Raw genomic sequence first — 12,049 nt, forward strand, 5'->3', positions numbered from 1 at the left:
GTGACGATCGAGAACATCAACTCGCACCTGGAAGAAGGCAAGGAGGTCTACGACGCGATCATGGAAGGCGCGCACCAGATCGCGGTACCTGCGTTCGTATCGACCTTGTCGATCTGCATCGTGTTCGTGCCGATCTTCTTCCTCGGTGGCGTGGCCAAGTATCTGTTCGCGCCACTGGCCGAAGCGGTGGTGTTCGCCATGCTGGCTTCGTACGTGTTGTCGCGAACGCTGGTGCCGACGCTTTCGCTGTTCTGGCTGAAGAAGCACAACCACGACAAGCAGGCGAACGGCCCCATGAGCCGTTTCCAGCTCGCTTTCGAGCGCCGTTTTGAACGCCTGCGCGAAGGTTATCGCGGCGCACTGGAAACCACCGAGCGCCATCGCGGCTTGTTTGCGATCCTGTTCTTCGCCAGCTGTGCCTTGTCGGTCGGTTTGCTGGTGCCGTGGCTGGGGCGCGATTTCTTTCCCTATGTCGACGGCGGCCAGATCAAGTTGCACTTTCGCGCACCGGTGGGCTTGCGCATCGAGGAAACAGCACGGCTTGCCGATGGCATCGAGGGCGTGATTCGCGACACGATCCCGAAGCAGGAACTGGCCAGTATTGTCGATACGCTGGGCATTCCCTACAGCGGCATCAATCTTTCCTATAGCAATACCGGCGTGGTGGGTACGTCGGATGGCGATGTGTTCGTGACGCTCGATGAAGACCACCATCCCACCATCGACTACGTGCGCAGCCTGCGGCGGCAGCTTGCACAGAAATATCCGGGCGTGATCTTCTCGTTTCTGCCGGCGGACATGGTCGGCCAGATTCTGAACTTTGGCGCGCCCGCGCCCATCGACGTGGAAGTGTCCAGCCACGATGCGGACGCATCGTCCCAGGTGGCCAAGGAGCTTTACGGCGATTTGTTGAAGATCCCTGGACTGGTCGACTTGCGCATCCAGCAGGCACTCAACCTGCCGCAGATCAATGTGGACGTGGATCGCACGCGCGCAAGCCTGGTCGGCCTCACCACGCAGGACGTGGCGAGCAACCTGCTGACCGCGCTGGCAGGCTCTTCGCAGGTCAGCCCCACCTTCTGGGTGGATCCGAAAACCGGCATCAGCTACAGCATTGCCACGCAGACGCCGCAATACCGCATGGACAGCCTGCAGGCGCTGAAGAACCTGCCGATCCACAGCGCTTCGGACAACAGCACGGCAAGCAGCAGTTCGTCCGGCTCGACCACCACCCAGACACTGCAGAACCTGGCCACCTTCTCGCGCAGCGAAGGGCCGGCCATCGTTACGCACTACAGCACCCGGCCCACCATGGATCTGTATGCCTCGGTCGATCGCACCGACCTTGGTACGGTAGCGAGCGACGTGCAGCGCGTCATCGACGAGCACTCCAAACATCTGCCGCGTGACGTGAACGTCAACCTGCGCGGCCAGACGCAGACCATGCAGGCTTCCTACCGGGGGCTGCTGGGCGGACTGCTGTTCGCGATCGTGCTGGTGTATCTGCTGATCGTGGTGAATTTCCAGAGCTGGCTGGATCCGCTGATCATCATTGCGGGCCTGCCGGCCGCCTTGGCCGGCCTGGTGTGGATGCTGTTCCTTACCGGCACCACGCTATCGGTACCGGCCTTGATGGGCGCGATCATGTGCATGGGCGTGGCCACCGCCAACTCGATCCTGGTGATCAGCTTTGCGCGTGAACGGCTCGCGCATCACGGCGACCCGGTGCAAGCCGCGGTCGAGGCCGGCTTCCAGCGTTTCCGTCCGGTGCTGATGACGGCGCTGGCGATGATCATCGGCATGGTGCCGATGGCGCTGGGCATGGGCGAAGGCGGCGAGCAGAACGCCCCGCTGGGCCGCGCCGTGATCGGCGGCCTGGTGCTGGCCACCGCCGCCACCCTGTTTTTCGTACCGACCTTTTTCAGTCTGCTGCATCGGCGCCGCAAGGCGCGTCTCGATGCGGCTGCAACGTGAGAGCCATCATGTCTTCTGTCAATGCTCCGCACCCCGCCAAGCCTTCGCGCGGCGCACGGCTCGTTCTGATCGGGCTTGGCGTCGTGCTGGTGGTGCTGGCCGTCTTTGGCATCGTCAAGCGCGTGCAGGCGCGCCATGAACTGACTGCGGACACGGACCGCAACGCCATCGCCACCGTCGCCACGACCGCGCCCAAGGCATCGCCTAAAGATCAGAGCCTGAGCTTGCCTGGCACGGTAACCTCATGGCAGGACGCGCAGGTGTATGCGCGCACGACCGGCTATGTCGCCAAGTGGTATGTCGACATTGGCGCGAAGGTGAAGAAAGGCCAGCGCCTGGCCGACCTGGACACGCCGGACGTCGACAACCAGTTGCTGCAAGGAAAGGCGCAGATGCGTACCGACCAGGCCACGATGGACTTCGCGAAAGTCACGGCTGATCGCTACGCGAAACTGGCGGCACAAGGGTTGATCGCGCAGCAAACGGCCGACCAGTATCTGGCGCAGTACAAGGCAGATGCCGCGACCGTGCAGGCGGATGAAGCAAACGTGGCCCGCTTGCAGAACCTCGAAGACTTCAAGCACATCGAGGCACCGTATGACGGCGTCGTTACGCAGCGCAATCTCAATATCGGCGCATTGGTGGATGCCGGCGCCAGCGGCAGCAATCTATTCGTGATTGCCGATACCCGTACGCTGCGCGTATTCGTGGACGTGCCGGAAACCTATGCGGCCAGCGTGCACGTCGGCATGCCCGCCGACGTCAGCCTCAACACCTACGGCGCCAAGCCGATCACCGGCACCGTGGCGCGCACCGCCGATGCGCTGGACCCGAACACGCGCACGTTGCGCACGGAAATCGATGTAAGCAACACCGAACAGCAGTTGCTGCCAGGCGTCTACGCCAATGTGAAACTGCAGGTATCCACCGCGACGCGCAACTACGTTGTTCCCGCCAACGTGTTGTTGTTCCGTGCCGAAGGTTTGCGTGTTGCGCTGGTGGATGGGCAGCAACGCGTGCATCTGCAGCCGGTGACGCTAGGGCGCGATTTTGGCAGTACGGTGGAGATCACCGAAGGGTTGAATGATGGTGATCGCATCGTGCTGAGCCCGTCGGATTCCCTGTCTGAAGGCCAGCAGGTGAAAGTCGCCGGGCCGAACAAGGTGCAACAGCAACGGATGCCATGAGAACTCAGTCGATCGGCGTATGCCGATAGGTCGCCACGTCACGCTCCTGGACCGCGGTGGCATGGTTCGACCAGGCGTGCCGGATATACGTCACCACCGCCGCGACATCCGCGTCGCTTAGCTGCTGCGCATACGGCGGCATGGAATACGGCCGCGGATTGCCCGCCGTCGCGGCAGAGAACCCGCCCAGCAATACGGCGCGCGCGGCATTGATGCCAATGGGATCCACCACGGCAGGATTGCCATCCAGCGCCGGATAGATGCCTGGCACGCCCGCACCATCCTTGCCATGGCAATTCGCACAGCGCTCGACGTAGACAGCGTTGCCGCGATCGACCAGCGACTGGCTGTCGAAGCTTGCGCGCATCGGTGCCGGCGTCGCACGCGCCGGTAGCGAAAGCAGATAGTCGGCAATGGCTTGCAGATCCTCGTCGCGCAGATATTGCGTGCTGCTGGCCACCACGTCTGCCATCGGCCCCATGGCTGCGCTTTTCGATGATTGCCCAGTCTTCAGCACATTGATGATGTCTTGCCTGCTCCAGCCCTGCAGGCCGCCGTTGGCCTGCGTGCTCAGATCCGGCGCATACCAGCCTTGCTCCGGAATCAGCCCGCCCGACAACGCGGCATGGCCTTCCAAACCGCCCCATTGGTCGCGCATGGCGTGGCATTCGTTGCAGTGCCCAAGCCCCTGCACCAGATAGGCGCCACGATTCCACGATGCAGACTGCGCGGCATTCGGCTGGTACACGCCTGCCTTGAAGTACATCGCACGCCACGCGGTAAGCGTGCTGCGCACGCTGTAGGGAAAGCGCAATCCCAGCGCTGCATTCGGCTGGTGCACGGGCGGCAGCGAACGCAGGTACGCAAAGATGGCCAAGGCATCCTCGCGCGTGACCTTGGTAAACGAGGTATACGAAAACGCGGGATAGAGCGGTTCACCCCGGCGTCCGATGCCGTCATGCAGCGCACGCCAGAAGTCGTTGAAATTCCAGCTCCCGATGCCTGTTTCCGTATCCGGCGTGATATTGGGCGCCGGGATATTGCCGAACGGCGTCGGCAGCATGCGGCCGCCCGCATACGCTTGCCCGTCGCGCGTGGTGTGGCAGGAAGCGCAATCGCCGGCCGAGGCTAGATAGCGGCCTTTGGCAATCACGCCAGGATCCTTGAGCATGCTCGCGATGGCAGGATCTTCCGAACCGGCAGGCTGCTGTGGATGCCGCTGCGACAACCACCAGCTACCGGCCAACACGATCACCATCAGCACGACGGGAATCCATAGCCAACGCAACCGCGTCATGCGCCACCTCCTTGCGTTTGCAGCACGCCGCAGCGCAAAGGCGGCGTGATCGAACCTGCGGGTTGCGGATGTGTATCGGCTGGCGTTTCCTGGCTCGCCAACCATGCCGATACGGCGGTGATGTCGGCGGGTGCGAGGCGGTTGGCAATCTGCGCCATGCAATCGGGCGCCGCCGATGCACGTGTGCCCGTACGCCATGATCCCAACTGCGAGCTGATGTAGTCGTACGGCAGGCCGACCAGCCCTGGCACCGAAGGCTCGGTACCGGTCAGCTGTTTGCCGTGGCATGCCTGGCAAGGAGGTATTTGGCGAGCCGGGTCGCCGTCGGTGACCAGCTGTTGGCCACGCTGCAGCATCGACGGCGCCAGCGCCGGTACCGGTTTGCGTTCGTACGGTACCTGCTGCGCAGAGAAATACACGGCGATCTCATGCATGTATTCCGGCGTGAGCAGGCGCACGGTGTATTCCATCGGCGCGTATTTGCGCAGCCCGCGCTGGAAGTTCTGCATCTGCAAGGCGAGGTAGCCGGCTGGCTTGCCAGCCAGGCGCGGAAAGAAACCGCTACCGGGTGAGCCTTCGCCATGCACGCCATGGCAGGTCGTGCAGGCGGCGATGCGTTGCTGCAGCGTGTCCGATACGGCGGTTTGATCGGCGTGCGCAAGCACACCGCAAAGCAGCAAGGCGAACGGGAACATCCATCGCATCGACATCGGCCGGCCCCTGGTACCCATGCCAGAAGTATAGGGGCGCCGCATGCGCCAGCCGTGACGCCTGCGGTTATGCTGCGGCATCACACCACGCCAGGAGGTTGTCGCCATGCTTCGCCCGTCGCTGTTGTGCGCCGCACTAGCGTTTGTTGTTTTGTCCTCTGCGCCACTTTTTGCCCAGGACAATGATGTGAGCTGGCAAAGCATGACCGAACTGCAACAACGGATGGATGCCGGCAAGCTCACCAGCAAGGGATTGGTGCAGGACGACATCACGCGCATCCATGCGATCGATCAAGCGGGTCCCACCTTGCGCTCGGTCCTGGAGTTGAATCCGGATGCTACGTCGATAGCGGCAAAGCTGGATGCGAAACGCAAGTCGTCGCATGGTCCGTTGTATGGCATTCCGGTGTTGCTGAAGGACAACATCGACACCGGCGACCGCACACTGACCACCGCCGGCTCGCTGGCCCTGATGGGCGCGCCGGCCCCGCAGGATGCCGCCCTGGTAACGCGCCTGCGCAAGGCGGGCGCCGTGATTCTGGGCAAAGCCAATTTGAGCGAATGGGCGGATTTTCGCTCTGCGCACGCCAGCAGTGGCTGGACCGGCCGCGGTGGGCAAACGCGCAATCCGTATGCATTGGATCGCAATCCCTGCGGATCGAGCTCGGGCTCCGCGGTAGCGGTGGCGGCGGGTCTGGTGCCGGTGGCGGTGGGTACGGAAACCGATGGCTCGATCATCTGCCCCGCATCGATGAATGGCATCGTGGGCATCAAGCCGACGCTGGGCCTGGTCAGCCGCAGTGGCATCATCCCGATCAGCCATAACCAGGACACCGCCGGCCCGATGGCGCGCAGCGTCACTGATGCAGCGATTTTGCTCACGGCATTGGCCGGCAGCGATCCGCATGATCCGGCCACCGCGGATGCGGACAAACACGCTACCGATTACACGCGCTTCCTTGATTCCAATGGCTTGCGCGGCAAACGCATCGGCGTGGTGCGGCAACTGGCAGGCAACGAACCGAATGCCGACCGCGTGCTGGATGAAGCGATTGCGGTGATGAAGGCGCAAGGCGCGATCATCGTCGATCCGGTGACACTGCCGCATCTGACCGAACTCGGCGATCCGGAAATGACCGTGATGCTGTACGACTTCAAGCACGATCTCAACGCGTACCTGGCTGGGCGCAAGGGCCTGCAAGTAAAAAACCTCGCCGACCTGATCGCGTTCGACAAACAGGAAGCTGCTCGCGAAATGCCATGGTTCGGGCAGGACCTGTTCGAGCAGGCACAAGCGAAGGGAACGCTGACTGACCAGGCCTACGTGGACGCCTTGAACAAGGCGAAACAGCTGTCAGGACCGCAAGGCATCGATGCCGCGTTGCAGGCAAATCACCTGGATGCCCTGCTCTCGCCATCATGGGGACCGGCGTATCTCACTGACCTGGTGCTGGGCGACCACATCGTCAGCGGCAATCCCACCATTGGCGGTGCATCCCAACCGGCAGCGGTGGCGGGCTACCCGTCGATCACGGTGCCGGCAGGATGGGCGCATGGCTTGCCAGTAGGCATTGTGCTGTTTGGCACCAAGTGGAGCGAGCCGACGCTCATCTCGATTGCTTATGGCTTCGAGCAGCATACGCATGCATGGCAGGCGCCCAAATTCCTGCCCATCGTGGATGGCGACGCGTACGCGCCAGTGTCCGCGCAAAGCCATTAACTGACCACCGGACGGGCCGAGAACTGCTCTCTTCGGCCCGCCTTGGCACGTAGAGTGAGGCCTCCACCACAGCATGGAGGTGTCTGTGAACACTAAGATGACGTTATGCGCGATCGTACTGAGCTGTTCTGCAGTGAGCGCTTATGCAGTGCCGCCGACAGCGCCAGTCGATTCGCATTCCCCCATCACCTGGGCTCAGAAACAGAAGCCTTTTCGTATCTACGGCAACAGTTATTACGTAGGTTCACGCGGCCTCAGCGCGATTCTTGTCACTTCGCCGGAAGGACACGTCCTGATCGACGGCACCTTGCCTGAAAATGCCACCATGATCGAGTCGAATATCCGCGCACTGGGCTTTCGGGTGCAGGACATCAAGCTGATTCTCAACACGCATACGCATTTCGATCATGCGGGCGCCATCGCCGCCATCGCTCACGATAGCGGCGCGCAGGTTGCCGCAAGCGCCGAGTCCGCAAAAGCCCTGGAACTGGGCGGGGATGATCCCGATGATCCGCAGCGCGGAATGGTGCATGCCTATCCAAAAGTCAGCGATGTGCGAATCGTTACCGACGGTGAAACGGTACGCGTGGGGCCGCTGGCCTTGCAGATGCATGCGATGCCAGGCCACATGCCGGGCAGCACGGGCTGGACGTGGCGCTCCTGCGAAGATGATCGCTGTCTGTCGATGGTGTATGCCGACAGCATTTCGCTGCTCACCAATCACGACTATCGCTACACCGATCCGGGCCGCCCGGAACGGATCGCTGGTTATCGGCGCACACTTTCTACGCTATCGACGCTGCCATGCGACATCCTGCTCATTCCTCATCCGCCCAAGGATTTTTTTGAGCGCGCAGCACGCATTGCGCCAGGCAAGCCCAATCCGTTGATCGATACCCAAGCGTGTAAAGCGTATGCACAGGAGGGGCAGCGCAACCTGCAACAGCGTTTGCGCATGGAAGCAGGAAGGCAAACCGCACATTGACGCGCGGCTTGCCTGGTGTCAGCGCACAGGCCCGGATTTGCGCACGATCAGCATGGCCAGTTCCAGCGACTGCTCGTAGTTCAGGCGTGGGTCCACCATCGACTTGTAGGCACGTTGCAGGTCGGCTTCGCTCAAATCGCGGGCGCCTCCCATGCATTCGGTGACGTCCTCGCCGGTCAGCTCCAGATGCACGCCACCCAACCGTGTACCGGCGGTGGCGTGGATGTCGAACGCCTGTTCCAGTTCGCTGCGAATGTTGTCGAAGCGACGCGTCTTGTAGCCATTGGAGGTACTCTCGGTATTGCCATGCATGGGATCTGCAACCCATAACACGCGTCGCCCCTCCCGCTTTACCGCATCCAGCAGCGACGGAAGCTTTTCGGCAATGTGTGCGTGCCCCATGCGATGGATGAGAGTAAGGCGGCCTGGTTCGTCCTCGGGGTTCAGGGCATCGATCAATGGCAACAGTTGTTCAGCCGTGACCGATGGCCCCACTTTCACCGCGACCGGATTGCGGATGCCACGGAAATATTCCACATGGGCGCCATCGAGCGCGGCGGTGCGCATGCCGATCCATGGGAAATGCGTGGAAAGATTGAACCAGCCGCGATGGCGCGGAACCTGGCGCGTAAGTGCCTGCTCGTAGTGCAGCAGCAAGGCTTCGTGCGAAGTGAAGAAATCCACGCGTGTAAAGCCCGCGATGGGGCCTGCCAGCGTTTCCATGAAACGCAGCGAATCGCCGATGCCCGTCACCATGCGGCGATAGTCGGCGGCGAGTGGCGAATGTTCCACCCAGGCGAGATCCCAGTACTCCGGGTGATGCAGATCGGCAAAACCGCCATCGATCAAGGCACGCACGAAGTTCATGGTAAGCGCGGAATGCGCATGCGCGCGGATCAGACGCTGCGGGTCGGGACGGCGCGCTTCGGCGGTGAACTCCGGTCCATTGATCACGTCGCCGCGGAAACTGGGCAGTGTGACGCCGTCGCGTGTCTCGGTGTCGGCCGAGCGTGGCTTGGCGTATTGCCCGGCAAAGCGGCCCACGCGCAACACAGGCTGTTTGAGGCCGTGCACCAGCACCAGGCTCATCTGCAACAGCACTTTCAAGCGGTTGGAGATGACCGGGCTCGTGCAATCGGCAAAGCTTTCCGCGCAATCGCCGCCTTGCAAAAGGAACCGCCTGCCTTGCTGGGCGTCGGCCAGCGCTTGCTTCAGCGCCAGCACTTCCCATGACGTCACCAGCGGCGGCAGGTGCGACAGCTCGTCGAGTGCGCGATTCAGCTCTACATGGTCTTCGTAATGCGGCTGCTGCAGGGCTTTGCGTTGGTGCCAGGACGTCGGCGCCCAGTTCAACGTCTCGGCGGAAGATGCCATCTCACTCATAAGCGCAACCTCGGCGTAGCGCGCCGCAGGCTCGCGCGGACCGCCAGTATCGAAAGGAGAACGAACCACAACAGGGACCACAGCGGAATGGGAAGACCCAGAATCGGCTGGATCTTGGCGCACTCGCCCGAGCCGGTGAACACCATCTTCAGAGCCTTCTGAAAGGGGAAGGCATCAAACATGTATGCCAGGTTTGGGCCGCAGGCCGGAATCTGATCCGGTGGCAGCGACATGATCCATAGATGACGAACAGCGACGACGATGCCGAACAGAGCGCCAAGCAGCACAATGCCGGTGTAGAACCAGCGTCCGCCTGCACGCGGCCCGTGGATCGCGCCGATTAGGAAGAACACCGCCATGACCATGAAGCCGATGCGCTGAAAAATGCACAACGGACAAGGCTCGAACCCCCACTGATATTCGGCAAACACCGCAAAACCTAGCAGTCCGATACAGATCAGGAAGCCAACAAAGAAGCTGACGCGATAGGACCAGCGGAGGGGATTCATGGAAACCGTGCCGTAGGGGTGGGGATGTTGACATTACCCGCTCCCCGCTACGCTGTCAGCAGGCGCATGCCATGACCTCCAAAAAGAACAAACCCCGCCTGGTTACCCGGCGGGGTTTGCATTTGGACGTCCAAAAATGTTTGGATTTATTCGGCGGCAGTCTCGGCACGCGGGCGATCCACCAACTCAACGTACGCCAGCGGAGCGTTATCGCCCGGACGGAAACCGCACTTGAGAATGCGCAGATAGCCACCGGGACGCTCGCGGTAACGCGGCCCCAATTCGACGAACAGCTTGCCCACGGCCTGCTTGTCGCGCAGGCGTGCGAAAGCAAGGCGGCGGTTGGCCACGCTGTCAGACTTGGCCAGGGTGATCAGCGGCTCTGCCACGCGGCGCAGTTCTTTCGCCTTGGGCAGGGTTGTACGGATCAGCTCGTGTTTGATCAGCGAGGCAGCCATGTTCTTGAACATCGCTTCGCGATGCGAACTGGTGCGATTGAATTTGCGTCCGGATTTTTGGTGGCGCATGGCTAAAACTCTCTTAGTGTCTGTTGTTATGAAAAACCGGCCAATAAACCGGTTTCCCGCGGTTTCCCGCTGTTAAAGCCCTTGATGCAATGGGCCTTTTAAGAGTGCAATCGTGAATGACTGCTTCGGATGCCTGGCTGACAATCAACACTCGCCAGGCTCGTCTGTTAGCGATCAAAGTGGATCGCCAAGCTATCTTCTGTGCGGCCATGGAGGCCGTCTGTTGATATCCGGGGAGGCTAAAACGCCTACTCCCCAATAACTGATTGCACCGGCGTGATGAGCGTCGGTGCCAATCATCAGCCCAGCTGCATGCCGTGCGACAAGCCCGGCGGCGGCCAGTTTTCGAGCTTCATGCCGAGTGCAAGGCCGCGTACGCCGAGGACATCCTTGATCTCGGTGAGCGACTTCTTGCCGAGGTTCGGCGTCTTGAGCAATTCCACTTCGGTCTTCTGCACCAGGTCGCCGATGTAGTAGATGCTCTCGGCCTTCAGGCAGTTTGCCGAACGGACGGTGAGCTCCAAATCGTCGATCGGACGGAGCAGCAAGGGGTCGAAACCGCCCTTTTCCGCCTTGTCCGTAGCGCTCTCGCGACGCGAGAAATCGCCGAACACCGACAGCTGGTCGTTGAGGATCTCAGCGGCCTTGCGCACCGCGTCTTCCGCACCGATGGTGCCGTTCGTTTCGATGTCGAGCACGAGCTTGTCGAGGTTGGTGCGCTGCTCAACACGAGCAGCGTCCACTTCGTAAGCCACACGCAACACCGGGGCGAACGAAGCATCCAGCTGCAGGCGACCGATCGGGCGCGCCTCGTCGTCCGGGTGCTGACGCGAGCTGGCTGGCTGATAGCCGACGCCACGACGCACCTTCAGCCGCATGTTCAGCGTGATGTCCTTGGTGAGGTGGCAGATCACATGTTCGGGATTGATGATCTCCACCGAGTGGTCGACGACGATATCGCCTGCCGTGACCACGCCCCTGCCCTTCTTGGACAGGGTGAGGGTGACTTCATCACCCGTATGTTGACGGATGGCCACTTCCTTGAGGTTGAGCAGGACTTCAATCACGTCCTCCTGCAAACCTTCCAGGGTGGTGTACTCGTGCAGCACGCCATCGATTTCAACCTCGACGATGGCGCTGCCGGGAATCGATGAGAGCAGCACGCGACGCAACGCGTTGCCCAGGGTATGGCCGAAACCGCGTTCAAGCGGCTCAACCACCACCTTGGCGCGATTCGGTCCGAGCTGTTCAACGCTGAGGCCACGAGGCCGCAGTACGCTGGTTGACGAAACTGCCATGCAGGGCTCCGGTTGATTACTTCGAATAAAGCTCGACGATCAGCGCTTCGTTGATGTCGGTCGGCAGATCGGCGCGATCCGGGACCGACTTGAACGTGCCGGCGAACTTCTTGGCGTCCACTTCGATCCACTGCGGGCGCAGGTCCATCGTGTCGAACACGGTGGCGGCTTCTTGCACGCGCAGCTGATTGCGTGCGCGCTCCGTCAGTGCGACTTCATCGCCCGGGCGCACCTGATAGGACGGAATGTTGACCTTCTTGCCATTCACCAGCACCGCCTTGTGCGAAACAAGCTGGCGAGCCTGGGCGCGGGTAACCGCAAACCCCATGCGGTAGACGACATTGTCCAGGCGGCTCTCAAGCAAACGCAGCAAGTTCTCGCCGGTATTGCCCTTGAGGGTCGAAGCCTTGGTGTAGTAGTTGCTGAACTGGCGCTCCAGCACACCGTAGATGCGCTTGA

General features: G+C 61.6%; 11 protein-coding genes. 4 read left to right on the top strand and 7 right to left on the bottom strand.

What is annotated here, in order from left to right:
- Positions 1–1,974: efflux RND transporter permease subunit (locus V7M64_RS21395; RefSeq protein WP_333682109.1), on the top strand; the 1,974-nt coding region annotated here is incomplete at its 5' end.
- 8 nt (positions 1,975–1,982) lie between these two features.
- Complete coding sequence (locus V7M64_RS21400) at positions 1,983–3,161, top strand: efflux RND transporter periplasmic adaptor subunit (protein WP_333682111.1); 1,179 nt, start codon at positions 1,983–1,985, stop codon at positions 3,159–3,161.
- Between the two features lie 4 nt (positions 3,162–3,165).
- Here V7M64_RS21400 and V7M64_RS21405 read toward each other — a convergent pair whose 3' ends face one another.
- Together V7M64_RS21405 and V7M64_RS21410 are read right to left on the bottom strand one after the other, a co-directional pair.
- Positions 3,166–4,458: a c-type cytochrome gene (locus V7M64_RS21405; RefSeq protein ID WP_333682112.1), complete on the bottom strand. Its 1,293-nt coding sequence runs from the start codon at positions 4,456–4,458 to the stop codon at positions 3,166–3,168.
- Positions 4,455–5,168 carry a cytochrome c4 gene (locus V7M64_RS21410; protein ID WP_333682113.1) on the bottom strand — a complete coding sequence of 238 codons (714 nt, stop codon included), beginning with the start codon at positions 5,166–5,168 and terminating at the stop codon, positions 4,455–4,457. Before V7M64_RS21410 ends, V7M64_RS21405 begins: the two co-directional genes overlap by 4 nt.
- A 187-nt stretch (positions 5,169–5,355) precedes the next feature.
- Between V7M64_RS21410 and V7M64_RS21415 the strand changes: the two genes are divergently transcribed.
- Together V7M64_RS21415 and bla are read left to right on the top strand one after the other, a co-directional pair.
- The gene (locus V7M64_RS21415; RefSeq protein ID WP_333682114.1) at positions 5,356–6,888 is read left to right on the top strand and encodes an amidase; all 1,533 of its coding nucleotides are present in this window, start codon (positions 5,356–5,358) and stop codon (positions 6,886–6,888) included.
- Positions 6,889–6,973: 85 nt separating this feature from the next.
- The gene (bla, locus tag V7M64_RS21420; RefSeq protein WP_333682116.1) at positions 6,974–7,873 is read left to right on the top strand and encodes a subclass B3 metallo-beta-lactamase; all 900 of its coding nucleotides are present in this window, start codon (positions 6,974–6,976) and stop codon (positions 7,871–7,873) included.
- 18 nt (positions 7,874–7,891) lie between these two features.
- Here the strand turns inward: bla and V7M64_RS21425 are convergent, their stop codons facing one another.
- The 5 genes from V7M64_RS21425 to rpsD form a co-directional block, all read right to left on the bottom strand.
- The gene (locus V7M64_RS21425) at positions 7,892–9,256 is read right to left on the bottom strand and encodes a 3-deoxy-7-phosphoheptulonate synthase class II (RefSeq protein ID WP_333682118.1); all 1,365 of its coding nucleotides are present in this window, start codon (positions 9,254–9,256) and stop codon (positions 7,892–7,894) included.
- Positions 9,253–9,765, bottom strand: a complete 513-nt coding sequence (locus V7M64_RS21430; RefSeq protein ID WP_333682119.1) for a disulfide bond formation protein B — start codon at positions 9,763–9,765, stop codon at positions 9,253–9,255. The genes V7M64_RS21425 and V7M64_RS21430 overlap by 4 nt, the downstream gene beginning before the upstream one ends.
- Before the next feature lie 146 nt (positions 9,766–9,911).
- Entirely contained in the window at positions 9,912–10,292 is a 381-nt protein-coding gene (gene rplQ, locus V7M64_RS21435; RefSeq protein WP_333682121.1) for a 50S ribosomal protein L17, read from the bottom strand.
- A gap of 299 nt (positions 10,293–10,591) precedes the next feature.
- Positions 10,592–11,590: a DNA-directed RNA polymerase subunit alpha gene (rpoA, locus tag V7M64_RS21440; protein WP_333682123.1), complete on the bottom strand. Its 999-nt coding sequence runs from the start codon at positions 11,588–11,590 to the stop codon at positions 10,592–10,594.
- 16 nt (positions 11,591–11,606) lie between these two features.
- The coding region (gene rpsD / locus V7M64_RS21445) for a 30S ribosomal protein S4 (RefSeq protein WP_333682125.1) at positions 11,607–12,049 on the bottom strand (443 nt) is incomplete at its 5' end.

This window comes from Dyella sp. (assembly GCF_036746095.1).
Taxonomy (GTDB): Bacteria; Pseudomonadota; Gammaproteobacteria; order Xanthomonadales; family Rhodanobacteraceae; genus Dyella_B.

What these genes read in the sequence shown, in the direction of transcription:
- V7M64_RS21400 (WP_333682111.1), top strand. Translation starts at nt 1,983, where the DNA reads ATGTCTTCTGTCAATGCTCCGCACCCCGCCAAGCCTTCGCGCGGCGCA.
- V7M64_RS21405 (WP_333682112.1), bottom strand. Translation starts at nt 4,458, where the DNA reads ATGACGCGGTTGCGTTGGCTATGGATTCCCGTCGTGCTGATGGTGATC.
- V7M64_RS21410 (WP_333682113.1), bottom strand. Translation starts at nt 5,168, where the DNA reads ATGTCGATGCGATGGATGTTCCCGTTCGCCTTGCTGCTTTGCGGTGTG.
- V7M64_RS21425 (WP_333682118.1), bottom strand. Translation starts at nt 9,256, where the DNA reads ATGAGTGAGATGGCATCTTCCGCCGAGACGTTGAACTGGGCGCCGACG.
- V7M64_RS21430 (WP_333682119.1), bottom strand. Translation starts at nt 9,765, where the DNA reads ATGAATCCCCTCCGCTGGTCCTATCGCGTCAGCTTCTTTGTTGGCTTC.
- rplQ (WP_333682121.1), bottom strand. Translation starts at nt 10,292, where the DNA reads ATGCGCCACCAAAAATCCGGACGCAAATTCAATCGCACCAGTTCGCAT.
- rpoA (WP_333682123.1), bottom strand. Translation starts at nt 11,590, where the DNA reads ATGGCAGTTTCGTCAACCAGCGTACTGCGGCCTCGTGGCCTCAGCGTT.